Here is a 24,028-nt window from a genome sequence, read left to right on the forward strand (position 1 = left end):
TCAGACTACCGTGAAGAGCGGCTGCCAGCGACCATCGACCTTTTCGAAGAGGTCCGGATTGGCCCAGCGATCGAGCGCAGCATCGAACTCCTCCTTGGTCATCTGGTAATATTCCAAGTATGTTTCGAGATACTCCTCGGGGTAGTGCCCGTCATAGAGCCGCACCAGATTTACTGCCTGGTCCCGGTCCATCGCGCCGCGACGAATTTCGATCGACGCATCCTGGTTGGCGCGACCGAAACCGAACTTGAGGAACATCAGATAGGTGTGCAGCGAGTAAAGTGCCTGATCGTTCTGGGAGAAATTCGTAAAGGTCCCGACGTTGCTGTCCTTGGCCTCCTCGAGCCCGCAATGCTCCTTGGCCACCAGGTAGTTGCGATAGGGATCCCAGTTCTCGAAATACGACCAGTGGGTGATTTCCACGGGGCAGCGCGCCAATTCTTCATCGGTGGGGAATCGGAAAAAATTCAGGTCGGCATCCGGAATGTCATGAGCGCGTTCGACGATCTTCTCGTAGCCACCCTCAAGATAGACCTTTTTCATGTATGCGACATCGTAGATCGGGTTCTTGTCGGTTTCGGTGGTTCCACCGTATTCGACCTCGCCGTCTTCGCCGTAGAAGATCAGTCCGATGCCCAGGCGCGCGGCCATCCGTACCGGCGCTGCCTGCATTGCAGTAAGCCAGCCGAAATAGGGAAAGCCCAAATCGACAAGGCCGCGGCGGTTGAGCTTGCGCACAGCCTCATGCGCGACGTTGATACTGATGTGATTATAACCCGATTCGACGAAGTTTCGCAGGTTGCTGTCGCCCAGCGGCAACGGCAACGGAGGCGTCACGGTAACACAAAGCGGATGCATGCCGTATTTGTGCTTGAGGTTGTAGGCCACGTAGGACCCATCCTTGCCGCCCGAAACGGGTACGAGCACATCGAACTCGCCATCGTCGCGGCGATGCTTCGCCAACAACTCCTCGAGCTCTTTTTCCCGCGCGTCCCAGTCGAGGGTCTTCTTCTTTTCCATCCACTGGCAGGCATTGCACCAGCCACGCTCGTCAAAGCCGATACGCGGCCGTGTGGACATGGCCAAGCAATTCGAACACCAGTGCACCTGGTTCGTCGCAGTTGTCGTCATTTCTTCATCCTAAAGTCGGATCTGTGTGGTTAGGTCGGGACAGTGTCCGGTTGGCGCGTTCAAGATCGTCGGGGCGACCAACGTCCAACCAAGGTTCATGCATAGGATAAGCTACGGTACGGCGACCCTGTTCGCGCAGGCGGTCGAATAGCGTCGGCATGTCGCAGTGGCGCTGCGCCTCCAAATGGTCAAGTGCACTGGGGTCGAAGGCGTAGACTCCGGCGTTGATATGGCTGCGTGTAACCGGTTTTTCGGCAAAGCCGGAGATGTCCACCCCTTCCATTTCGACTACGCCATAAGGGTTGGTCCAATCATACCGTCGCACAGCCATGACCGCCTTCGCGTCGAGCCGCTCGCGAAACTCGATCAGTTCGCGATAGTCGATATCGGTCAGCACGTCACCGTTAGTAACGACGAAAGGCGTATCGGGTCGCGGATCGATCAGCGACAACGCGCCCGCGGTGCCAAGCGGTTCGCCTTCGGTCACATAAGTAATCGTCGCGCCGAATGCCGAACCGTCACCGAAATGGTCACGGATCATGTCTCCGAGATAATTGAGGGAAAGGAAGAACCGAGAGAAACCCTGACCTTGGGCACGCTCGATAATGTGCTGCAGCATCGGCTTCCCCGCTACCGGCAGCATCGGCTTGGGACAGTTCTCCGTGAAGGGGCGCAGCCGGGTGCCCTTGCCGCCGGCCATTATGACCATGGGGTGGTCGTGAGATGCAGGCGTTGCCAACTCGTCCCACAGGTGCAGACCCACGACCCGCCCCTGGTGGTCGACCACGGGAACCTGCTGCACCTTGTTGGCCTGCATCAGAGCGCGCACCATGTCGCGGTCGGCGCTTTCCGGAACTACCATAGGGCTGGGATTGACGATCTCCGAGACCGGATCGTCCATGGCCAGCCCGCGCAGCAGCCCGCGGCGAATATCCCCGTCGCTGACCGAACCGAGCAGCTTGCCATCGGCATCCACGCAAAGCGCCAGCTTGACGCTGACCTCGTTGAGATTCTCGATCGTCTGCGCCAAAGTCGCATCGACCGGCAGAAGAGCCCGGCGCCAGCGGGGGTCGTTCTCCGTCATGATCCAGAATGCTCCGCTTCTTGCCCGAACGATTCCATCGGCAGGTCGTAAAATCGCTTTGGCTTGTTTGTCGGATTCCAGGCCTCGATAACAGCCACGGTCCGTTCGCTCGCACCGCCATCCCCGTAGGGATTGGGCTGCCCCTTCACCTTGGCACGAAATGCAGGATCGAGCACTCGGTCTATGGCTGCAGCGATATCGATGCGGTCAGCGTCACAGTCGACGACGCTACTCGCCCGCAGTCGCCCATCCTGACGGGCACCGATATTTACAGTGCCCTTTTCAAATGCTGGCGCCTCGATCAGCCCAGATGATGAGTTGCCCACAACCGCGTCGACTTCAGCGAGTGCCGACAGATACCGTCGCTGACCCAGCGAGACATGTGCACACGCGCGATCCGGGTGGCGAGCCACAAAGTCCTCGATCATTGCAAACAACGCACGTCCCTCGTTGTCGGCATTGGGCATCGTGAATATCAGCTTCTCACGCCTGCCCTCCAGCGCGGCCAAGAGCTCGCCCATTTGCGCGAGCGGATCGGCTGCACTGGCCGTTTCTGGGTGAAAAGTCACCATCATGCTGGCATCGCCCAACGACATCCCCAGGCTCTCTTCAAGCTCGGTCCGGGACATGCGGTCGCACTTCATCACACCGTCGAGTCCGAAACCGCCCACGCACCAAACACGGTCGGGACTCTCGCCCATCTGGATGACACGGTTGCGATACGGCTCTGCCGCGGTGAAATGCAGATATGCCATCTTGGTCACCGCATGACGGATTGCATCGTCATAGGCACCCTCGGTTACCTCGCCACCATGCAGGTGCGCTATGGGAATGCCGGCGATCAACGCAGCCGAAGCCGCCGCAAGGATCTCGAACCTGTCACCAAGAACGACCACGAGGTCCGGAGCAAGGCGGTCGTAGGCATCGGCAAAGCCGCTGGCGGCTAGGCCTACGGACTTTGTCACTGCCACCGCACTGTCAGAACCCAACAGCATTTCCACCTTCCAGTCGATGGTAAAGCCGTCCGCAACAAGCGCCCGCCAAGTGGACCCGAATTCGGGTGACAGATGCATCCCCGTAACTACGGTCTGCAATTCACAGACTGCTGAGTCCTGAAGCCCCTGCATCACCCAACGCAACAGCCCGTACTCGGCGCGCGATCCCGTTACGACGCACACCCGCTTCACAGTTCGATTTCCTCGTCCTGTGCGAAATCGCGCGTTGCCGCACGACCAACTACGTCATCCCAGCGCATCGGCGACAGGCCGGTGCCGGGTCGCTTGGCAGTCAAATTGACATCGCTGAAAAGCTCGCCCTTTGCAATGGCTCGGCTCGCAACTATCGATTTGCGCGCCACCTCCGTATTTCGGGCTTCCGATGCGGTCCGGCGCTTTTGGCCCGTTCCTAGGGCGGCCTCGATCTTGCGGATCCCACGCACCATTGAGGCAAGCTCGTCCGGTTCCAGACTGGCGGCATGGTCAGGCCCCGGCAAGCTGCGGTCCAGCGTCACGTGCTTTTCGATCACGGTGGCGCCCAAGGCCACTGCGGCGATGGACACCTCTATTCCCTCGGTGTGGTCGGAGTATCCGAAAGGCACTCCGAAAGCGCTGCCGATAGTGACCATGGCGCGCAAGTTCACCTCCTCGATCGGAGCGGGATATTCGGTCGTGCAATGCAATACGGTGATCCGACTACGCGGCACACCCGCGGCCTCGATAGCATCGATCGCCATTTCGATCTCGCCCAACGTAGCCATGCCGGTCGACAGGATTATATCTCGCCCGAAGGACCCGAGCTTGCGCAAGTATGGCAGGTTGGTGATCTCGCCCGAAGGCACTTTGAACCGCTTGAGCCCCAGGCCGTTGAGGTAATCGAGGCTGTCTAGGTCGAAACCCGTCGAAAAGAAGCCGATCCCACGTTCCGCACAATGGGCGATCAGGGCTTCATGTCCTGCCTCGTTTAGTTCCAGCCGCTCGAGCATGGCAAGTTGGCCGTCATCGGCGCGACCACCTTCGTTCCGTGTCTGGTAGGCAGCCTTTTGCGCGGAACCCGAGGCGATCTTGCTGGCCTTGAACGTCTGGAACTTGACCAGGTCCGCCCCTGCCTCGGCGGCGACATCTACCAATCGTTTCGCCATATCCAGGGAGCCGTTGTGGTTCACGCCGGCTTCGGCGATCACAAGGACGTGCTTACCATGGCTCACGACCGGGTCCTTTCAGGCGTTGCGGGGATGAAGCTGCCTTCGGGGACGTCCTCGTGGATGAAGCACCCCGCCCCAACTACCGACCCATTGCCGATACGAACGCCGTTCTTCAAGACTGTGCCCGAGCCGATGAAGCACCGCTCGCCGATTGATACGTCCCCGTTGACCCGCGCTCCGGTTGAGATGTGGCAATGGTCGCCAACCCGAGCGTCATGCTCGACCAGTGCCAGAGAGTTGAGGATGACGTTGCGCCCTACGAGCGCCGCGGCGTTTATCACCGCGCCATGCATCACGAGCGTTCCCTCCCCGACCGTCGAATGGCGCGACACATGGGCCCGAGGCGAGACCACGGATGGAAGCCTCGCTCCTGCGGCAAGCGCAGCCTCGAAGGCACGGATGCGGCGCGCGGGCGACTTGATCTGCCCGATCGTCACCAGTGCATCACCGTGCCGCGCCAGCAACTCGGGAAGATCGTCGTCGCTTCCCATAACGGGATAGCCGAGAACCTGCCTCAACGCGGTGTCGCGGCGGTCGAGGACACCGGCAATCGACATCCCTGCCTCCTCAATGACATCGATAGCAGCTTTGCAGTGCCCTCCGCCTCCGATTAGCAACAAACCCATTTACGGCACCTTCCCCGCGAGTTTCGCCGAGGACGGCACGTTTATGATCCTATCGGCCAAGCTGTTCGTTACCGGTAGCGGGGCGCTTGGACATTCGGAAAAGATGTCGAGCGAGTGAAGTGGCTCCCAGACGGGGCGAGCCATGAAACCCCCATCGTTGAGGACTCGCAAGACGGTGTCGCGCGCATCCGCAGTTTCAGGCTCCAGGAGGATGGTGTTCAACCAGTAATTGGATCGCGTGCCCTCCCGTTCGGCGAAACCGGAGACGCCGTCCAAGTCGGCAAATGCGACAAGGTAGCGTTCGGCAAGCGCGCGCTTTTGGGCCAAGCGCAGCTCGAGTTGGGCCAGTTGCGCTACTCCCAATGCGGCATTGATGTTCGGCATACGGTAATTGTAGCCGATCTCGTCGTGATGGAACGCCCAGGCATGGGGAACCTTGGCAGTAGTGGTCAGATGCTTGGCACGAGCTGCGAGATCCGGGTCGTCGGTGACGATCGCACCGCCACCGCCGGTCGTCAGGATCTTGTTGCCGTTGAAGCTGAGCGCGGCAACACGGCCGAGGCTGCCGCACGGGCGCCCTCCAAGGGTGCTACCCAACGCTTCTGCCGCATCCTCGACTACCACGAGCTCGAACTCGCGCGCAACCGCCGCGAGCTCATGCATATCCACCGGGTGACCGAACGCATGCATCGGCACGACCGCAGCCAGCCGCCGACCCGTTTGACCATTTATCGTCTTTCCGTCGCGCCGCTCGGCAATTCGCTCGAGATGTTTGCGGAGCGCGTGAGGAGCTAATCCCAAGGTGGATTCTTCGACATCGACGAAATGCGGAACTGCACCGAGATGGTGCGCCGCATTGGCAGTGGCAATAAAGGTTAGAGACGGTATCAGGACTTCGTCGCCAGCCCCGACACCGACCACCCGCAAAGCCACCTCGAGCGCGGCCGTACCATTGACCGCCGCAACGCCGTGCGCGACGCCACAGGCGCGTGCCAATTCGCTTTCGAAACGGTCGACGTATTCTCCGACCGACGATACCCAGCCCGAACGGATACAATCCACGACGAGCGCTTCCTCGTCACCGAGGAACTCTGGCTCATGCAAGGGCACAAAGCCCACGGCGCCTCCAAGAACATCGCGAATGCGAACCTTGATCTCATTCGCCAGTATGTCCGGACAGATCATGATCGGCTCAAATGTTGTAGTGGTCGGTCTTGTAGCGGGCGAGGTTGGCGGGGTTCTGGAACCAGTCGGCCGTTTCAGCCAGCCCCTGCACGAACCCGTCACGTCCCGAGAATTCCGGTTCCCATCCAAACAGGCGCTCGGCCTTTTCGGTGGCCGCAAAAAGACGCTCTACTTCGGATGCAGCAGGACGGATGCGATCGTCATCCGTGACCACCTCGACCTGTTTACCCATCGCTTCGGCGATGAGCGAAACGGTGTCACCGATCGAGATTTCAAAATTGGAGCCGATATTCACGACTTCGCCGATGCAGGCCTCGCAGCCCATCGCCTGCATGAAGCCCCGAGCTGTATCGCGAACGAAGGTAAAGTCGCGCGTAGGATGCAATGCACCCAGCTTAATCTGGCGATTTCCCGCGGCGATCTGTCCGATGATGGTCGGTATCACGGCGCGTGCGGACTGACGCGGACCATAGGTATTGAACGGGCGCAGTACCGATACGGGCATGTCGAAAGAGCGCTGGAAAGACAGAGCCATCTGGTCCGCGCCGACCTTCGTGGCGGCATAGGGCGATTGCGCGTTGAGTGGATGCTCCTCGGTGATCGGCACAAATTGCGCGGTCCCGTAGGTCTCTGAAGTTGAGGTACAAACGACCTTCTCGACTTCGTGCCGGCGCGCAGCCTGCAGCACGTTCAGCGTACCCGTAACATTGGTCTGCACGTAGGCGTCGGGCGCATGGTAACTGAATGGGATCGCAATAAGCGCCGCAAGGTGCAAAACACTGTCGCAACCGGCCACTGACGCATCCACTCCGTGCGGATCGCGTATATCGCCCGCTACGACTTCGAATTGGCCTGCCACATCGCTGGCAACATCGTCCAACCAGCCCCAACTGTTAAAGGAATTATAATAAACAAAAGCTCTAACGTCGTACCCATCCCTCACAAGACATTCGACAAGATGTGAGCCGATGAAACCATCGGCGCCAGTAACCAATACTTTTTTCGCCATCTCGAACCTTTGTTCAAACCATCAAATATCTGTCTGATCGACTCCGGAAACAACGCCGGACATTTTCAAATTTCCATTAGAATACAACACCTAAAGCACGGGCAGTTAGCCTGACCTCCCCGATCAGCCTTAGCTAAACTTGGTAATGCAGCCAGTTTCCGCCCAATAATTTCCCACCAGCTCCTAACCACCCATCGCCAAAATGACTATAGCCAACGCCGCCGCCCACATTGTCACGAGAGCTTACCTTCGCCGCGCTCCGGATCACCAGGCCCACTTGGCCCAGGCGAATGAAGCTCGCCCCTTAACTCTTCAATCTCGGCCGTCAACGCTTCATATTCTTCCAGCATTCGCACCAGAAAGCCCTTCGTAAGCGCAACTTTTTCAGCAAGCCCCTTCGGAGTGAGAATGTAAGAGTATCGACGCTTGTCCTCCGACGCCCTAAATCTGCTCAATTTAACGAGGCCCTTGTCCACAAGGGCCCGCAGGACATAGTTGACGCTACCCACACTGACTCCAATTTCGTCAGCAATTTCACGCTGCGAAACATCGGGCCTTTTCTCCAGCAACCGCAAAACGCGAAAGCGGGCATTTTCATCAAGTTTGGTTGGACGGCCACCCATATTCAAACAACCGAGCAAGTTACCGTACGGCACCTGAAAAGCCCCAGCACCGCGAGAAATTGCGCCAAAAGGAAAGAACACCATATCTGCATCGTTCAATGTTGAGCGATAACAGGTTTCGGTGATTGGTCAATGTCCGACTGGCTCGCGCAGATGCCTGAAGAGGCGATTTTGGTCCTGCAAACGCGTTCCTAGATTTCACGCTCGGCCCTCAGGGGACAACCTGATCACACGCCCCCCCCAAGAGCTCCAAACTATGCGCTTACCGAAGTGGAAGGCGCGATAAGCAGAAATGCACTGCTTAGCGCGATGCCCAACCCTAGCAGGATGCCAGAAGGTTGCCGATCGCAGCGCCCCCTTAACTTCTATCGCGGTACAATCAGTACCAACAGATGCTCCGTTCAGGTAATAACGGCTTTTTACTTGGTGCTCACTTCGAGCCGAAGCCAGAAAAGACCACTCTAATAGTCCTGAAGAGAATCACGATATCGAGCCAATACGACAGGTTTTTGATATAATAGAAGTCGTACTGAAGTTTTTCATCCACCTCGCCCAAACCAGCCACATGCCCCTGGTTCACCTGCGCCCATCCGGTAATGCCGGGGCGGACAATATGGCGATAGCGATAAAACGGGATCTCACCCTCGTACCATTGAGACAGACTTACAGCTTCGGGCCGAGGCCCGATCCAGCTCATCTCACCGCGGACGATATTGAGTATCTGCGGGAGTTCGTCGAGCCGCGTTCGCCGTAAGAACGCCCCTACTCGCGTGATACGCTTGTCACCATTCCGAGTGATAGAAAGGTCGCGGTCGTCGCCAGCATGGCCTTCCGTCATAGTCCGCAACTTGAGAACGCTGAACTCGACGCCGCGAAATCCCATGCGCCTTTGGCGAAAGAACACCGGCCCTTGGCTGTCCCATTTAATCGCGACGGCGCATGCCGCCATCAGGGGTATGACGAAAGGCAGCGCCAGGATACACAGTACCAAATCGATCGCACGTTTCATTTTCTGATAGGCAAAGCTGGGAACAAGCGCGCCGAAACCGTTTTCCGACATGTGTTCTATCTGGACTCTTCCGGTCTCCGCTTCCCACACCTGTTTGTAGTGATAGACCGGACGTCCGGAAATCGCAGCTTCCGCCAGAAAGCGCTCCCATTCGGGATCGAGGTCGGCATATAAGTCTGCGACGATGGCGCAATCGGGCAAGCTATCGAGGGAGGGCCTGTCCATCACAAAGACCGGCGCTGCGCGTAGCTCTCGAACGAGGTCGACCCGCCCTCCGGGAACAATGAAATACAAGACCCCCTTAGCGCGGGACCGCATTGCCGTGATTGCGAAGCGGGCCAGCAACACACACAGAAAGCACGTTATGATGAGCCTGTTTGAATACTCGATCCTCAAACCGGCAATCGCAGCCAGAAGCAATCCGAAGGACATGCCCAAGACAGGAAGAATCGATCTTGCGACTGCGACACCGGGATGAAAACGCAAACGACGGAGAATGGCGATCGAAACAATAGTGCTTACCGCAATGCCCAGAATTGAATTGGTGACGACAGGCTCGCCGATCCAGTTCATCACTCGCGATAGTCCATGCGAAATTCCCGCTTCGAAAAACGCGAGCGCCAGAACCGGAGCAATAACCCCAAATAAAAGCACGAAAGCGAGTTCGAATCGCAACGAGTGGAATATGCCGCGGCGCACGATCGCCGAGGGGAGATTCACCAACAAAACTTTACTCCAGACGCCCTACAGTCCCTTAGGTCGAATTTCGCATGCGACTGGCCTTGAGACGGGACCGGTCGTTGCGATCAGAATTCGGGCATTCCGCCGCGGCGGCGCCATATGCATAGTAGTGTTACCTGGAAAAGACCATTCACCTCTCTCAGTCAATGCCGATACGGTCGCACGCCTCGCGCACGGGGTACATGAACGACCGCTTCCCGCCCCGGGGGCTCGAAAACCCCCTGGCAACGAGGGGCGGTGCATTCGTCGGAGTTTTCGCTTGCCGAGCGCCAATCCCCGGCATCGCCACGATCCATAGGTTCGGGTACAGGAACCATGGCGAGCGTCAACCTTTTGAGAACTTTGTATGAGCTAAGAGCCCTCCCGTCAGACCAAGGGGACTAATTTTGCGACCAAGCGGGTTGCTAACGCCCGCAGAATCAAATAGGTAAGGAATCGAAGACGGGCGCGGCTGGCGTATCTCATTGGGTGCGTCAGCAAGAATCTATGTCGACAATGGAGAAAAATATGATTGCGAAGAAAATCTTGATTTCAGCTACGGCTGCTACGATGGCTTTCGCGCCAGTAGCTGCTTCGGCTGCCCCGGTGGCTGTTGAGCGTCAGACCGCCACTTCCGAAGAGACTTCGGAACTCGGTGGTGCCGGCCTCATCATCGCCATCCTCGCTGGTCTCGCTGTCATCGGCGGCATCATTGCTGCTGCTAGCGATGACGACGATCCGGTTAGCGTCTAAGCAAGTTTTCTTGCTCAAATAAATTCGGCCGCGGACCTCGGGTTCGCGGCCGTTTTTGTGCGTGGAGCCAGGCTTATCGGTGGCAGGTCGATTAGCGGCTACGCGCAGGTGGGGAAACTCTGCGCGGCACCCCGCAGCATGTTCGACCCAGCCCCGGCCCTGACGCAATCCGGAAGGCGCAACCAAGCTGAGTCGATCTCTCGAGAGTCTGCACTCCCCGGTTCGAACCTTGCCCTCGGCCCGCGCTCTGCTATGGCGCGCGCAACCTACATGCGAACGAACAGGAACCCCATGGCGAAGATCAAGGTTGCGAACCCGATCGTCGAGCTCGACGGCGACGAAATGACGAAAATCATCTGGCAGTGGATTCGCGAGCGGCTGATCCTGCCCTATCTCGACGTCGATCTTAAGTACTACGACCTCTCGATCGAGAAGCGCGACGAGACCGACGACCAGATTACGGTCGATGCGGCCAATGCCATCAAGGAGCATGGTGTCGGCGTCAAGTGCGCCACCATCACTCCCGACGAGGCGCGCGTCGAGGAATTCGACCTCAAGAAGATGTGGGTGAGCCCGAACGGCACGATCCGCAACATCCTCGGCGGCGTCGTCTTCCGCGAGCCGATCGTGATCGACAACGTGCCGCGGCTCGTCCCGGGCTGGACCGACCCCATCGTCGTCGGCCGCCACGCCTTCGGCGACCAGTACCGGGCCAAGGACACGCTGATCCCGGGCGCCGGCAAGCTGCGCCTCGTCTTCGAAGGCGAAAACGGCGAGAACATCGATCTCGACGTCTACGAGTTCCAGAGCTCGGGCGTCGCCATGGCGATGTACAACCTCGACGACAGCATCCGCGACTTCGCACGCGCCTGCATGAACTACGGTCTCGACCGTGGCTGGCCGGTCTACCTCTCGACCAAGAACACCATCCTCAAGAAGTACGATGGTCGTTTCAAGGACCTTTTCCAAGAAGTGTTCGACAACGAATTCAAGGACAAGTTCGCTGAGGCGAAGATCACCTACGAACACCGCCTGATCGACGACATGGTCGCGGCGGCGCTCAAATGGAGCGGCAAGTTCGTCTGGGCCTGCAAGAACTACGATGGCGACGTGCAGTCGGACGTCGTGGCACAAGGGTTCGGCTCGCTCGGCCTGATGACCTCGGTCCTGATGACGCCCGACGGCAAGACCGTCGAAGCCGAAGCTGCGCATGGCACGGTCACGCGTCACTATCGCCAGCACCAGGAAGGCAAGGCGACCTCGACCAACCCGATCGCCAGCATCTTCGCCTGGACGCGCGGCCTCATTTACCGCGGTCGCTTCGACAACACTCCGGATGTTGTAAAGTTCGCCGAGACGCTCGAGCGGGTCTGCATCAAGACCGTCGAAAGCGGCAAGATGACCAAGGACCTCGCGCTGCTGATCGGTCCGGACCAGAGTTGGATGACCACCGAACAGTTCTTCGAGGCGATCGTCGAAAACCTTGAGAAGGAAATGCAGGCCTGGGCCTGAAACCTTCCGCTGATTTCGTCATTGCCTAGGCAGTGACGCACGAGACCGGGATCGGCGTGACGCCGGTCCCGGTCTCGTCGTATGGGGTCCGCCAACAAGACGGGGAATGCATGGCCAAGCCGGTACAGAAGAAGCGCACCACGAAACGCAAGGGAACCGAGAAGTTCGGCCAGCGCCGCCTCGAGGTGCGCAATGCGATGATCAAGGACATTCCCGGCATCGCGCATCTCGTGCGCCGGGTTTACGAAGACATGCCGGCCTATACCCACGGGGAAATCCGCGGCCAGATCAACAATTTCAAGGAAGGCTGCTTCGTCGCGCTGCTCGACGACGAGGTGGTCGGCTATTGCGCGACCATGCAGCTCGCCGAGGCACTGGCCTTCCAGCCCCACGACTGGGATGAGATCACCGGCAATGGCTATGGCAGTCGGCACGATCCCACCGGCGACTGGCTCTATGGTTACGAGATGTGCGTCGATCCCAAGGTACGCGGTGTGCGCATTGGGCGGCGGCTTTACGAAGAGCGGCGAGCGCTCGCCGAAGAGAAGGATTTGACCGGCATCGTCTTTGCCGGGCGGATGCCCAATTATCGCCGTTTTCGCCGACGGGTCGACGGACCGGAAGACTATCTCGACAAGGTGGTCGAGGGGAAGCTGCACGACCCGGTGCTTCGCTTCCAGCTCGCCAATGGCTTCGAGCCCGAACGGATCATGGAAGGCTATCTGCCCGAGGACAAGGCCTCGATGGCGAACGCCGTCATGATGGTCTGGCGCAACCCCTATGTCGAACGCGACCAGCCGGTTAAGAAGCGCCTGCCGCGTGGTGTCGAGGCCGTCCGCGTGGCAACGTGCCAGCTCCAGGCGCGGCAAGTCGCTGACTACGCCGAATTCATGCGCGCGATCGAATATTTCGTCGATGTAGCAAGCGATTACGAGGCAGATTTCATAGTCTTCCCCGAACTCTTCACGCTCATGTTGCTGAGCTTCGAGGAAAAGGAACTCTCCCCAGTCGAGGCGATCGAGCGTTTGTCGGAATACACCCCGCGTCTGCGCACCGACATCTCGGAGATGGCGATGCGCTACAACATCAACATCATTGCCGGTTCGCACCCCACGCGCATGGACGATGGCGATATTCACAATGTCGCCTATGTCTGCTTGCGCGACGGTGCGGTGCATGCGCAGGAGAAGATCCACCCCACCCCGAACGAACGGTACTGGTGGAATATCAAGGGCGGCGACAAGGTCGAGGTGATTCAGACCGACTGCGGCCCGATCGGCGTACAGATCTGTTACGACAGCGAATTTCCCGAACTCAGCCGCCGGCTGGCCGACGAAGGCGCACGGATCATCTTCGTGCCGTTTTGCACCGACAGCCGGCAGGGCTACTTACGCGTGCGCTATTGCGGACAGGCGCGGGCGATCGAGAACCAGTGCTTCGTCGTCCTCTCGGGCAATGTCGGCAATCTGCCCAATGTCGCGAATATGGATATCCAATATGCGCAAAGCTGCATCCTCACACCGTGCGACTTTCCCTTCGCGCGCGACGGTATTGCCGCCGAGGCAAGCGAGAATGTCGAAACGCTGACGATCAGCGACATCAACCTCGCCGACCTAAGCTGGGCACGCGCGGAAGGCACGGTGCGCAATCTCGCGGATCGGCGCTTCGACCTCTACCGCATCGAATGGGACGAAGACGGCAAACACCCTGGCAAACCGCGTCCGCGCCGCGAACCGCTCGGTCCTTCGCATGCAGGCGGGGGTTAGAGAGGCCAAGCGTCGTGACAGCATAGCAAGGCGCGGTTACGGGTAACGCCATGGCATCGGCAGAATTCGCAAGCCCGGCAATATCGGACGCGCTCGTCATTCTTGGCGCGGCCGGGCTCGTCATTCCGGTTTTCACGCGTTTTCGCGTTACGCCGATCATCGGGTTCATCCTGATTGGCCTCGCGGTCGGGCCATACGGTCTCGGGCGGCTCGTTTTCGAATATCCATGGCTCAATCACATAACGATATCCGATCCCGAGGCTCTCGAACCGTTCGCGGAATTCGGGATTATCCTGCTACTCTTCGCGATCGGCCTCGAACTCAGTTTCAACCGCCTGTGGCAAATGCGCAAACTGGTCTTCGGCCTGGGTGCCATGGAACTGATCGTCATTGGCAGTTGTCTCGCCGTCGCCCTGTCGATGATGGGGCAATACTGGACCGGAGCGCTCGCGCTGGGCTTCGCCCTCGCCTTCTCTTCGACCGCCATCGTCCTGCCCATAGCCGGCACGCATTCTCCGGTCGGCCGCGCCGCGCTCGCAATGTTGCTGTTCGAGGATATCATGATCGTGCCGATCGTTTTCATTCTCGGCGCCATGGCCCCCAATGCGGCGGGCGAAGGGTGGGAAGGCATGCTGACCACGCTTTGGCAGGGCGGCCTTGTCATCGCGGCCATGATGATCCTGGGGCGATTCGCTTTGCCGCGCCTGTTCGGCCAGGCCGCGCGCACCAAAAGTCCCGAGCTCTTTCTCGCTGCCTCGCTGCTGGTCGTGATCGGCGCAAGCCTGGCGACGGCCGCAGTCGGCCTGTCGCCCATCGTCGGTGCGCTGATCGCCGGCCTGCTGATCGCGGAGACCGAATATCACAGCGAGGTCGAAACGATCATGGAACCTTTCAAGGGCCTTGCCCTGGGGATTTTCCTAATCACGGTCGGCATGAGCATCGACCTGCAAACCATATGGGAAAACATCGGGATTATCGCGACGGCTGTCCTTCTTATCCTGCCATTCAAGGCACTAGTAACCGGCGTTCTGCTTCGTCTGATGGGTGCCCGCCGCAGCACCGCGGCGGAAACGGGCATATTGATGGCCAGCCCATCGGAAACCAGCCTGATCATTATCACAGCAGCCAGCTCGGCCTTGCTCATTCAACCGGGAACCGCGCAGTTTTGGCAAATCGTCACTGCCATCGGCCTTACCGTCACTCCACTGCTTGCCCGCCTGGGGCGCGCCATCGCGCGGCGCGTCGAACCGATGCCCGAATTGCCTGCCGACAGCGAGGACGAACCGCGCGTGATCATCGTCGGTGCGGGCCGCGTCGGCCTGCTTGTCGCGCAGATGCTCACGGCGCATGACAAGCCCTATGTGGCTCTCGATGCCGACCCGGATTTGATCGAGGCTGCTAAGCGTAGCGGTTTCAGGGCAACCTTCGGAGACGCGGCGCGGGGCGATGCGATGAACCGCCTGGGAATCGAGAATGCGCTCGCTGTTGTTCTGACCATGGACGAACCGGTGCTCGTCCAACGCCTGGTGTCGAAGCTACGCAAGGAACACCCCGATCTCCTGATCGTCTGCCGCGCCCGGGATGTGCGGCATGCCGCCGCGCTCTACCGCGTGGGGGCCAGCCACGCCGTTCCCGAAACACTTGAAAGCTCGTTGCAGCTATCCGAGGCTGTGCTGGTCGATATCGGCGTGGCCATGGGTCCTGTAATCGCTTCGATACACGAGAAGCGTGACGAGTTCCGTGTGCAGATCGAGCAAGAAGGCGCGCTCGCCTACAAGCCCAAGTTGCGCACGAGCACATCGGACGCCTGAGCCGTGGTCGCCGCGCTGGAGACCCGCTCGGACTGCGGCCGCTGCGCCGCACTGTGTTGCGTCGCTTATCCGTCCGACGACATGCCGGGCTTCGCGGCGAGAAAAGCGGCAGGCGAACCCTGCCCCAAGCTGGCCAGCGACGGACGATGCACGATTTACGAGAGCCGCGCCGAAGAGGGGTTTGCAGGTTGCATCCGATACGAATGCTTCGGCGCGGGCCAGCATGTCGTCCAGACGCTTTTCGAGGGACGCGACTGGCGCGGCGATCCGTCGCTGCTCCGTCCCATGGTCGAAACCTTTCTCGCCATGCGGCCTGTCAGCGACCTCGCCTATCTGGTCGAGAAAGCGCTCGGCGCAGCGCCAAACGCCGATCTGGTCGAGGATCTGCTCAACGTCAAAGGCGAGTTGCAGCATATTGCGCAGTCTCGCCAATCGCTTGCCGACAGCGCGCGGATCGCGCGCTGCGAGCAGGCTCTCCGCCGTATCTATGCCTCGCTCGATCCTGCCACGCTGGGGTCGGCCTGAACCTTCGACGCAGCAGAGCGTTGATCGGGAAAGGAGACAGACATGAGCAATCCCGGCCCGACCAAGCCGACGTCCAATGGCGAGAAGTTCAAGCCGCAGAACATGCAGGATCCGGTCAGCACCGTCGAACCGCCGACGGCCAATGCCGACACGCCCTCCGATACGGACGGTCAGGACATTCCGCGCGGGAGCGAGCCCGACGTCAAACGCCGGGGCTAGGTCGGACCATCAGCCTGCAATCGTGCTCCGCACTGCAGCCAGTGCCACATCGGCCTTGCTGCCGTCGGGGCCGCCGCCCTGGGCCATGTCGGGGCGACCGCCGCCGCCCTTGCCGCCAAGCGCCTCGACACCGGTGCGTACCAGCTCGACCGCGCTGAAGCGGTCGGTCAGATCGTCGGTAACCGCCACGGCAAAGGCGGCCTTCCCTTCGTTAACCGCGCAGATCGCCGCGATACCCGAGCCCATACGCGTCTTCGCCTCATCGAGCAGCGGGCGCAGTTCCTTGGGGTTCAGCCCATCGATCACTTGCCCGGAGAACGTTACGCCCCCGATATCCTCATCGGCCGGGCCAGCATCACCCGAACCGCCGCCGCCTAGCGCGAGCGCACGTTTGGCCTCGGCCAGCTCCTTTTCGAGCCGTTTGCGCTCCTCGACCAACGCAGCGACACGAGTGGGCGCATCGTCTGGCGAAGTTTTGAGCGCGCTGGCGATGGTCTTCACCGCTTCATCGCGTGCGACCAGCCATTGGCGCGCCGCCTCGCCGGTCAACGCTTCGATCCGGCGCACACCCGAACTAACGGCGCTTTCCGACACGATCTTGAACAGACCGATATCGCCGGTCGCCTTGACGTGGGTGCCGCCGCACAGTTCGACCGAGTAGTCGCGCCCGCTCCCATCCCTGGCACCGCCTTTGCGCCCCATCGAAAGCACGCGGACCTCGTCGCCATACTTCTCACCGAATAAGGCAAGCGCGCCTGCCTCGACCGCATCTTCGGGGGTCATCAAGCGCGTACCGACGGTTTCGTTGGCACGGATTTCCTCGTTCACTTCGGCCTCGATCGCGGCGACGTCCTCCTCGCTCAGCGGTTTGGGATGCGAGAAGTCGAAGCGGAAGCGGTCGTCGGACACGAGCGAGCCCTTCTGCGTCACATGCCCGCCGAGCCGGTTCCGTAGCGCGGCATGGACAAGGTGCGTCGCCGAATGGTTGGCGCGGATGCGGTCGCGGCGCTCGGCATCGACTTCGAGGTGGACGGCATCGCCAAGCTTTACCGAGCCCTTGGCGATCGTGCCGACATGCGTGTGCAACCGGCCCAAGGGCTTGTTGGTGGTCTCGACCGCGAATTCGAGCCCTTCGGGCGTCCAGATGCGGCCCGCATCGCCCGTCTGGCCGCCGCTTTCGCCATAGAAAGGCGTCTGGTTGGTCAGGATGACGACCGCATCGCCCTCATTGGCCGAATCCACTTCGGCACCGTCCTTGACGATGGCGACGACCGCCGCCTCACCCGTGGTCGAGTTGTAACCGGTAAATTCGGTCGAGCCCTCGCGCTCGGCAATGTCGAACCAGACGTCCTCGCTGGCGGCCTCGCCAGACCCCTTCCACGCGGCGCGCGCGGCGGCTTTCTGCTGTTGCATCGCCGCGTCGAAACCGTCCCTGTCGACGCCGATCCCGCGGCTGCGCAGCGCGTCTTCGGTAAGGTCGTAGGGAAAGCCGTAGGTGTCGTAGAGCTTGAACGCGGTCTCTCCGGCGAGAGTGCCGCCCTCGCCCATGTCGCCGGTCGCCTCGTCGAGCAGCTTGAGCCCCTTGTCGAGCGTGCGGCGGAATTGGGTTTCTTCCCGCTCGAGCACTTCCTCGATCAGCGCCTGGCCGCGCTGGAGCTCGGGATAGGCCTGCCCCATCTCGGTGACGAGCGCGGGCACAAGCCGGTGCATCAGCGGCTCGCTTGCGCCGAGCAGGTGCGCGTGGCGCATCGCACGGCGCATGATCCGGCGCAGCACATAGCCGCGCCCTTCGTTCGACGGCAGCACACCGTCGGCCATCAGGAAGCTGGTCGAGCGCAGGTGATCGGCGATCACGCGGTGGCTGGCGGTGCGATCGCCTTCTGCCTTCACGCCGGTCAGCCCCTCGCTCGCCGCGATCAGGTTCTTAAACGTATCGGTATCGTAATTGTCGTGAACGCCCTGCATCACCGCGGCTACGCGTTCGATACCCATTCCCGTATCGATACTCGGCTTGGGCAGATCGCCAACGATCTCGTCGTTTTCCTGCGTGAACTGCATGAAAACGAGGTTCCATATCTCGACGAAGCGGTCGCCATCCTCTTCCGGACTGCCCGGAGGGCCACCCCAGATGTGATCGCCATGATCGTAGAAGATTTCCGAGCACGGACCACACGGCCCGTCCGAACCCATCGCCCAGAAATTGTCCTTGGTCGGTATGCGGATGATCTTCTCGTCGGCAAAGCCGGTAAGCTTCTTCCACAGGTCGAACGCCTCATCGTCGGTATGATAGACCGTGACCAGAAGGCGTGCGGGATCGAGGCCCCATTCCCTGGTCAGCAGCGTCCATGCATGATGAATCGCCTGCTCCTTGAAATAGTCGCCGAAGCTGAAATTGCCGAGCATCTCGAAAAAGGTGTGGTGCCGCGCCGTGTAGCCGACATTGTCGAGATCGTTGTGCTTGCCCCCGGCCCGCACGCATTTCTGCGCGCTGGTCGCACGCGGTGCGGGCGGCTGTTCAAGGCCGGTGAAGGCGTTCTTGAACGGCACCATCCCGGCATTGACGAACATCAGCGTGGGATCGCTGAACGGGACGAGCGGCGCGCTGGCGACTTCGGCATGCTCGTGGGAGCCGAAATAGTCGAGAAAGCTGCGGCGAATGTCGTTGGTCGAAGTCATGAGCGCGCAGTTAGGCAATCGCGCATCGCCCGACAAGCGCGAATGCCCGGACAGACTGTGCAGTCCCGGCGATCAGCGGGGCGAACGAGCGGTCACGATCCAGCAGGCAGCGGGAAGCGATACTGCGTCGCCGCGATGATGGGCTTCCAGCACGCCGCGCAGTCTGGCGAGTGCCTCGCCTCGCGGCGCCCCGTCGAGCGACGCGATAGCGCGCGCTGCGGGGCCGATGCGCAGGAAATAGGAAAGCGCCTCGTCCACCGCATCCTCACCCTCGCCCACGACCATTGAATAGTCGATCGGTTCGAAACCGATCTCCTGCCATCCGGCTTCGGAAAGTATGCCCTCGACCCGCTCGCGATCGCCGAATGCAAAGGGGCCGGGCGCATGCGGATCGGGTTTCGGACCGTCTCCCGGCGGCAGGGCAGAGGCGAGCTCGCGAACCCAACCGTTTTCGCCGCGCTCGCGGAAGCAGGAAAAGACGAGGTTCGCACCGGGCATCGCCTGGCCCGCAATATGCGCGAATGCGGCGACGGGATCATCGAAGAACATGACGCCATGGCGTGAGACCAGCAGATCGGGCCGTTCGCCCTCGCCCGCGGTCCACGCAGCAGCATCGCCGAGCGCGAAGCGAAGATTGCCGAGCTTGGAGGCGCGCACCCGTGCAACGCCGAGCAGATCCGTGCTGACATCGACGCCAGTCACCCGAGCGGAGGGTGTATCGGCAGCCAGCGCTACCGAGAGTTCGCCCGCACCGCACCCGATGTCCATCACCCGCGTGAAAGCATGCGCGCGCGCAACCTCAAGCAGACGCTCGGTCACCGGGGTGAAACTGCGGTCTGTCCGCTGCCATTCCTCGGCCCAGGCGTTCCCGACCTGTCCGGTCCATTCGAATTGCTCGGTCATGTTCTCACTTTTGATAGAAGTCGCGATACCATTCGACGAAGCGCCGTACGCCCTCGCCTATATCGGTGTTCGGTACATAGCCGGTGAGCGCGCGGAGCAGTTCCGCATCGGCCCAGGTCGCGGGCACATCGCCGGGCTGCATCGGCATGAGATTGCGCTTGGCTTCGACCCCGAGTGCCTCTTCAATCGCCGCGATCATCGCTTCAAGCTGCACGGGTCGCGAATTACCGATATTCACCACACGCCATGGGGCAACAGGGGAGAGGCTGTCGCCTTCGGCGATGTCTGCCAGGTCTGTGGGACGCTGCGGCGGCGCGTCGATCAGCCGCCGCACGGCTTCCACGAGGTCTTCGACATAGGTGAAGTCGCGCATCATCTCGCCATGGTTGTAAACGTCGATTGCTTCTTGGTTGAAGATTTTAGCGACGAACTTGAACGGAACCATATCTGGACGTCCCCAAGGGCCATAGACGGTGAAGAAACGGAACATCGTTACCGGGAGGCCAAACAGATGCGCGTAGGAGTGCGCCATCGCCTCGGTCGCCTTCTTCGTCGCCGCATAGAAGGACATCTGGTGATCCGCCTTCATCGTCTCGCGATAGGGCATCTCGGTATTCGCGCCATAGGCCGAGGAGGTCGAGGCGAGCAGCATGTGTTGCGGCGGATGAGCCCGCGCCGCCTCAATTAGTTCGAAGGTGCCCACGAGATTGCTCTCGAGATAGCTACGCGGATTGTCGATCGAATAGCGCACGCCAGCCTGCGCGGCGAGGTGAACGACGATGTTCGGCCGGTGTTCGGCGAAGAGATCGGCCAATAATCCCGGGGTTTCGATGGGCTGGTTGATCGCGGAAAAGCCCGCACTCTGCAGCAGCGCGGCCTGGCGCCTGCGTTTGAGATCGGGATCGTAATAATCCGAAAGGCTGTCGATTCCGATCACCGTGAATCCGTCAGCCAGCAGTCGACGGGAGAGGTGATAACCGATAAACCCTGCCGATCCCGTGACCAGCGCGGTGCGTGTCTCGCCCATCAATCGGCGCCGAACAGGTCGCGGGTGAAGACCTTCTCGCGCACATCGGCGAGATCGGGATCGAGGCGATTGGCGACAATGACGTCCGCGTCCTGTTTGAACCGGCCGAGATCGCGTTCGACCCGGCTGCCGAAGAAGCTATCCTCCTCCATCACCGGTTCGTAAACGATCACCTCGATCCCCTTGGCCTTGACCCGCTTCATGATGCCCTGGATCGAGGACTGGCGGAAATTGTCCGAACCGGCCTTCATGACCAAGCGGAAAATGCCCACCGTTTTCGGCGCCTTGGCGATGATCCGATCGGCGAGGTAATCCTTGCGGGTACGGTTGGCATCGACAATCGCGCGGATGAGGTTCTGCGGAACCTCCGAGTAATTCGCCAGCAACTGCTTGGTGTCCTTGGGCAGGCAATAGCCGCCATAGCCGAAGGACGGATTGTTGTAATGCGAACCGATGCGCGGATCGAGACCGACACCATCGATGATCTGGCGCGTGTCGAGGCCGCGCGAGAGAGCATAACTGTCGAGCTCGTTGAAGAAGGCGACACGCATGGCAAGATAGGTATTGGCAAAGAGCTTGATCGCTTCCGCCTCTTCGGCATCGGTCAGCAAAACCGGGACATCGTCGACCAATGTGGGTTGGACCAGCAGATTGGCGAAGCTGCGGGCCCGGTCCGAACGCTCGCCGACAACGATACGCGATGGGTGAAGATTGTCGTACAGCGCCTTGCCTTCGCGCAGGAATTCGGGGCTGAAGATGATCCGGTCGCTCGCGAACCGCCTACGGGCCTCGGTCACGTATCCGACGGGCACGGTGGATTTGATGACCACGACGGCGCGTTCATTGCCGATCAAGACTTGTTCGATCACCGCATCGACCGCGCTCGTGTCGAAGAAATTGGTCTCGACATCGTAATTGGTCGGCACGGCGGCGACGACGAATTCCGCACCCTCGATCGCAGCGGAGGCATCGGTGGTGAAGGACAGGTCGAGATCCTCCCGGCGGAGATATTCCTCGACCAGCTCGTCCTGGATCGGCGAGGTCCGCTCGGCCAGCATCGCGACGCGCTCGGTAGAAACGTCACATCCGACTACCGTATTGTGCTGCGCCAGCATGATGGCATTGGAAAGGCCGACATAGCCGAGCCCGAAAACCGCGATCTTCATCGAACCACCCGTCAATCAGCATCCAGCCGCGAGACGCGGCAGCGCGGGCCTTCTGTGGGGTGGCGGAGACGAATGCAAGCCTTGCTCCGATCCTCTCACCATATGAAATAGGCACCACCGCGCTTACGCGCGCGCTGCCAGGCAGGCCGGGCGTGGATCGCTTCGACGAAGTTCGCCAGCTTCGGCGCCTTTTCCGCATAGCCCTGCATCACAGCGATTTCGGCCGGGAAGCTCATCATCACATCGGCCGCCGACCAGTCGGCACCGACGAAATGCAGATCGTCGGAGATCTTGTCCTCGGCGAACTGGATGTGCGCGGCGAGCTGTTCCTCGATGCGGGGCATTATCGGGGCGGCCGCATCGCCGAGATGCCCGGCATAGATCTTGAGCATGACGGGGACGAAGAAACTGCTTTCGCCGAACTGCATCCATTCCAGATGGCGGATGTGGTCCTCGCCGTCCGACGCGGGGAGCCAGTCCTCGCCGCCATGGCGCTCGCACAGATACTGGATGATCGCCCCGCTTTCCGCCACGCATACGCCATCGTCCTCGATCAGCGGCGACTTGCCGAGCGGATGGGCCTGCTTGAGTTCGGGCGGAGCCAGGTTGGTTTGTGCGTCGCGCTGGTAGTGCACGATCTCGTACGCGGCCCCCAATTCCTCGAGCAGCCAGAGGATACGCTGCGAACGGCTGTTGTTGAGGTGGTGGACGGTGATGGTCATGCGGCAGGCCCTCTCTTGCGATTCGCCCGCACCCTATCTGCGCGGAGCAGCCTCGACCATGCCGGAAACGGAAAAGCCGGTGCGGCCAAGAGGAGGCGCGCACCGGCTTTCCGTTTGTTCGGGAGCGCCGGGGGACAGTCCGGCTTGCGCGCCGTCCCGGGGGATCGGGGCCGACGCGCTCCCGCTTGAAGAGAGGTCAGTCCTCGTCCGCGTCCGGGCCGGTCATCATCTCTTCGGCGACCTCGTCGGTGCGGCCGCGAATGGCGGCTTCCAACTTGGCACACATCTCGGGGTTTTCCTTGAGGAACTTCTTGGCGTTTTCGCGGCCCTGGCCGATGCGGACGCTGTCATAGCTGAACCAGCTGCCCGATTTCTCGACCACGCCCGCCTTGACGCCGAGGTCGAGGATTTCGCCGATCTTCGAAATGCCCTCGCCATACATGATGTCGAACTCGACCTGCTTGAACGGCGGGGCGACCTTGTTCTTGACCACCTTCACGCGGGTCGAATTGCCGATCACCTCGTCACGATCCTTGATCTGCCCAGTGCGGCGGATGTCCAGGCGAACCGAGGCATAGAATTTGAGCGCGTTGCCCCCGGTGGTGGTTTCGGGATTACCGTACATCACGCCGATTTTCATGCGCAGCTGGTTGATGAAAATCACCATGCACTTGGAACGGTTGATCGAGCCGGTCAGCTTGCGCAGCGACTGCGACATCAAGCGGGCCTGGAGGCCGACATGACTGTCGCCCATCTCGCCTTCGATTTCGGCGCGCGGCACGAGAGCCGCGACCGAATCGACCACCAGCACATCGATCGCGTTGGAGCGGACCAGCGTATCGGTTATTTCCAGCGCCTGTTCGCCCGTATCGGGCTGCGACACAATCAGTTCGTCGATATCGACACCCAGCTTCCGGGCATAGACCGGATCGAGCGCATGCTCGGCGTCGACGAAAGCGACCGTGCCGCCCGCCTTTTGCGCTTCGGCCAGCACATGAAGCGCCAGCGTGGTCTTGCCCGAGCTTTCCGGACCATAAATTTCAATCACGCGCCCCTTGGGCAGACCGCCCACGCCCAGCGCGATATCCAGGCCGAGCGACCCGGTGGAGATCGCCTCTACCTGCATGGTTTCCTTCTGGCCCAGCTTCATCGCCGAACCCTTGCCGAACGCACGATCGATCTGTGCGAGCGCGGCGTCCAATGCCTTCTGGCGGTCTGCGTCCACTTTCTTGTCCTCTACGAGCTTCAGACTTGCCGCCATGACATTACCTCCTGCACTTGGCCAGAGCCGCATCCCGACTCTTCAACTGGCAAGCGGTGTACCCGGTTCGTTCTCATAGAACAAGAGGGGAACGAAAATA

21 protein-coding genes are annotated in these 24,028 nt (G+C 60.7%); 6 read left to right on the forward strand and 15 right to left on the reverse strand.

The genetic code is table 11. From position 1 onward, the window contains the following. The 9 genes from L5849_RS02820 to L5849_RS02860 form a co-directional block, all read right to left on the reverse strand. A complete protein-coding gene (locus L5849_RS02820; protein ID WP_255703745.1) occupies window positions 1-1,131 on the reverse strand; it encodes an N-acetyl sugar amidotransferase in 1,131 nt (376 codons plus the stop codon). Window positions 1,132-1,135: 4 nt separating this feature from the next. Next, window positions 1,136-2,215 carry a nucleotidyltransferase family protein gene (locus L5849_RS02825; protein WP_236924325.1) on the reverse strand — a complete coding sequence of 360 codons (1,080 nt, stop codon included), beginning with the start codon at window positions 2,213-2,215 and terminating at the stop codon, window positions 1,136-1,138. Further along, entirely contained in the window at window positions 2,212-3,402 is a 1,191-nt protein-coding gene (neuC, locus tag L5849_RS02830) for a UDP-N-acetylglucosamine 2-epimerase (RefSeq protein WP_236924327.1), read from the reverse strand. The genes L5849_RS02825 and neuC overlap by 4 nt, the downstream gene beginning before the upstream one ends. Then, window positions 3,399-4,418, reverse strand: coding sequence for an N-acetylneuraminate synthase (gene neuB / locus L5849_RS02835; RefSeq protein ID WP_368735715.1), 1,020 nt, complete (start codon window positions 4,416-4,418; stop codon window positions 3,399-3,401). The genes neuC and neuB overlap by 4 nt, the downstream gene beginning before the upstream one ends. Continuing rightward, the gene (locus L5849_RS02840) at window positions 4,415-5,041 is read right to left on the reverse strand and encodes a NeuD/PglB/VioB family sugar acetyltransferase (protein ID WP_236924329.1); all 627 of its coding nucleotides are present in this window, start codon (window positions 5,039-5,041) and stop codon (window positions 4,415-4,417) included. The genes neuB and L5849_RS02840 overlap by 4 nt, the downstream gene beginning before the upstream one ends. Continuing rightward, entirely contained in the window at window positions 5,042-6,226 is a 1,185-nt protein-coding gene (locus tag L5849_RS02845; RefSeq protein WP_236924330.1) for a LegC family aminotransferase, read from the reverse strand. It abuts the gene before it with no gap. Between the two features lie 7 nt (window positions 6,227-6,233). Next, on the reverse strand, window positions 6,234-7,235 hold the full coding sequence (locus L5849_RS02850; RefSeq protein ID WP_236924331.1) for an NAD-dependent 4,6-dehydratase LegB: 1,002 nt from the start codon (window positions 7,233-7,235) through the stop codon (window positions 6,234-6,236). A gap of 233 nt (window positions 7,236-7,468) precedes the next feature. Further along, window positions 7,469-7,957 (reverse strand): MarR family EPS-associated transcriptional regulator, encoded by a 489-nt coding sequence (locus L5849_RS02855; protein WP_236924333.1) that lies wholly within the window; start codon window positions 7,955-7,957, stop codon window positions 7,469-7,471. A gap of 331 nt (window positions 7,958-8,288) precedes the next feature. Then, the gene (locus tag L5849_RS02860) at window positions 8,289-9,587 is read right to left on the reverse strand and encodes a sugar transferase (RefSeq protein ID WP_236924615.1); all 1,299 of its coding nucleotides are present in this window, start codon (window positions 9,585-9,587) and stop codon (window positions 8,289-8,291) included. A gap of 528 nt (window positions 9,588-10,115) precedes the next feature. Between L5849_RS02860 and L5849_RS02865 the strand changes: the two genes are divergently transcribed. From L5849_RS02865 to L5849_RS02890, 6 genes are all read left to right on the forward strand, one after another. After that, entirely contained in the window at window positions 10,116-10,340 is a 225-nt protein-coding gene (locus L5849_RS02865) for a hypothetical protein (RefSeq protein WP_236924335.1), read from the forward strand. A 291-nt stretch (window positions 10,341-10,631) separates the two neighbouring features. Beyond that, window positions 10,632-11,852, forward strand: a complete 1,221-nt coding sequence (locus tag L5849_RS02870; RefSeq protein ID WP_115417033.1) for an NADP-dependent isocitrate dehydrogenase — start codon at window positions 10,632-10,634, stop codon at window positions 11,850-11,852. Window positions 11,853-11,962: 110 nt separating this feature from the next. After that, window positions 11,963-13,618: a bifunctional GNAT family N-acetyltransferase/carbon-nitrogen hydrolase family protein gene (locus tag L5849_RS02875; protein WP_115417034.1), complete on the forward strand. Its 1,656-nt coding sequence runs from the start codon at window positions 11,963-11,965 to the stop codon at window positions 13,616-13,618. A 50-nt stretch (window positions 13,619-13,668) separates the two neighbouring features. Then, the gene (locus tag L5849_RS02880) at window positions 13,669-15,429 is read left to right on the forward strand and encodes a cation:proton antiporter (protein ID WP_115417035.1); all 1,761 of its coding nucleotides are present in this window, start codon (window positions 13,669-13,671) and stop codon (window positions 15,427-15,429) included. Window positions 15,430-15,432: 3 nt separating this feature from the next. After that, window positions 15,433-15,954, forward strand: a complete 522-nt coding sequence (locus L5849_RS02885) for a hypothetical protein (RefSeq protein ID WP_236924337.1) — start codon at window positions 15,433-15,435, stop codon at window positions 15,952-15,954. A gap of 42 nt (window positions 15,955-15,996) precedes the next feature. Further along, window positions 15,997-16,173: a hypothetical protein gene (locus L5849_RS02890; RefSeq protein WP_236924339.1), complete on the forward strand. Its 177-nt coding sequence runs from the start codon at window positions 15,997-15,999 to the stop codon at window positions 16,171-16,173. Between the two features lie 9 nt (window positions 16,174-16,182). Here L5849_RS02890 and alaS read toward each other — a convergent pair whose 3' ends face one another. From alaS to recA, 6 genes are all read right to left on the reverse strand, one after another. Beyond that, window positions 16,183-18,849, reverse strand: coding sequence for an alanine--tRNA ligase (alaS, locus tag L5849_RS02895; protein WP_236924340.1), 2,667 nt, complete (start codon window positions 18,847-18,849; stop codon window positions 16,183-16,185). Between the two features lie 72 nt (window positions 18,850-18,921). After that, a complete protein-coding gene (locus tag L5849_RS02900) occupies window positions 18,922-19,752 on the reverse strand; it encodes a trans-aconitate 2-methyltransferase (protein ID WP_236924342.1) in 831 nt (276 codons plus the stop codon). A gap of 4 nt (window positions 19,753-19,756) precedes the next feature. Continuing rightward, window positions 19,757-20,779 (reverse strand): NAD-dependent epimerase/dehydratase family protein, encoded by a 1,023-nt coding sequence (locus L5849_RS02905; RefSeq protein WP_236924344.1) that lies wholly within the window; start codon window positions 20,777-20,779, stop codon window positions 19,757-19,759. Further along, on the reverse strand, window positions 20,779-21,945 hold the full coding sequence (locus L5849_RS02910) for a nucleotide sugar dehydrogenase (protein ID WP_236924346.1): 1,167 nt from the start codon (window positions 21,943-21,945) through the stop codon (window positions 20,779-20,781). Before L5849_RS02910 ends, L5849_RS02905 begins: the two co-directional genes overlap by 1 nt. Window positions 21,946-22,040: 95 nt before the next feature. Next, window positions 22,041-22,667: a glutathione S-transferase family protein gene (locus tag L5849_RS02915; protein WP_236924348.1), complete on the reverse strand. Its 627-nt coding sequence runs from the start codon at window positions 22,665-22,667 to the stop codon at window positions 22,041-22,043. Between the two features lie 196 nt (window positions 22,668-22,863). Beyond that, the gene (gene recA / locus L5849_RS02920) at window positions 22,864-23,928 is read right to left on the reverse strand and encodes a recombinase RecA (RefSeq protein WP_115417042.1); all 1,065 of its coding nucleotides are present in this window, start codon (window positions 23,926-23,928) and stop codon (window positions 22,864-22,866) included. Between the last annotated feature and the right edge of the window lie 100 nt (window positions 23,929-24,028).

Source organism: Erythrobacter sp. SN021, assembly GCF_021864455.1.

What these genes read in the sequence shown, in the direction of transcription:
- L5849_RS02905 (WP_236924344.1), bottom strand. Translation starts at nt 20,779, where the DNA reads ATGGGCGAGACACGCACCGCGCTGGTCACGGGATCGGCAGGGTTTATC.
- alaS (WP_236924340.1), bottom strand. Translation starts at nt 18,849, where the DNA reads ATGACTTCGACCAACGACATTCGCCGCAGCTTTCTCGACTATTTCGGC.
- L5849_RS02865 (WP_236924335.1), top strand. Translation starts at nt 10,116, where the DNA reads ATGATTGCGAAGAAAATCTTGATTTCAGCTACGGCTGCTACGATGGCT.
- L5849_RS02870 (WP_115417033.1), top strand. Translation starts at nt 10,632, where the DNA reads ATGGCGAAGATCAAGGTTGCGAACCCGATCGTCGAGCTCGACGGCGAC.
- L5849_RS02910 (WP_236924346.1), bottom strand. Translation starts at nt 21,945, where the DNA reads ATGAAGATCGCGGTTTTCGGGCTCGGCTATGTCGGCCTTTCCAATGCC.
- L5849_RS02825 (WP_236924325.1), bottom strand. Translation starts at nt 2,215, where the DNA reads ATGACGGAGAACGACCCCCGCTGGCGCCGGGCTCTTCTGCCGGTCGAT.
- L5849_RS02875 (WP_115417034.1), top strand. Translation starts at nt 11,963, where the DNA reads ATGGCCAAGCCGGTACAGAAGAAGCGCACCACGAAACGCAAGGGAACC.
- L5849_RS02820 (WP_255703745.1), bottom strand. Translation starts at nt 1,131, where the DNA reads ATGACGACAACTGCGACGAACCAGGTGCACTGGTGTTCGAATTGCTTG.
- L5849_RS02900 (WP_236924342.1), bottom strand. Translation starts at nt 19,752, where the DNA reads ATGACCGAGCAATTCGAATGGACCGGACAGGTCGGGAACGCCTGGGCC.
- L5849_RS02880 (WP_115417035.1), top strand. Translation starts at nt 13,669, where the DNA reads ATGGCATCGGCAGAATTCGCAAGCCCGGCAATATCGGACGCGCTCGTC.
- L5849_RS02890 (WP_236924339.1), top strand. Translation starts at nt 15,997, where the DNA reads ATGAGCAATCCCGGCCCGACCAAGCCGACGTCCAATGGCGAGAAGTTC.
- L5849_RS02840 (WP_236924329.1), bottom strand. Translation starts at nt 5,041, where the DNA reads ATGGGTTTGTTGCTAATCGGAGGCGGAGGGCACTGCAAAGCTGCTATC.
- L5849_RS02915 (WP_236924348.1), bottom strand. Translation starts at nt 22,667, where the DNA reads ATGACCATCACCGTCCACCACCTCAACAACAGCCGTTCGCAGCGTATC.
- recA (WP_115417042.1), bottom strand. Translation starts at nt 23,928, where the DNA reads ATGGCGGCAAGTCTGAAGCTCGTAGAGGACAAGAAAGTGGACGCAGAC.
- L5849_RS02850 (WP_236924331.1), bottom strand. Translation starts at nt 7,235, where the DNA reads ATGGCGAAAAAAGTATTGGTTACTGGCGCCGATGGTTTCATCGGCTCA.
- L5849_RS02845 (WP_236924330.1), bottom strand. Translation starts at nt 6,226, where the DNA reads ATGATCTGTCCGGACATACTGGCGAATGAGATCAAGGTTCGCATTCGC.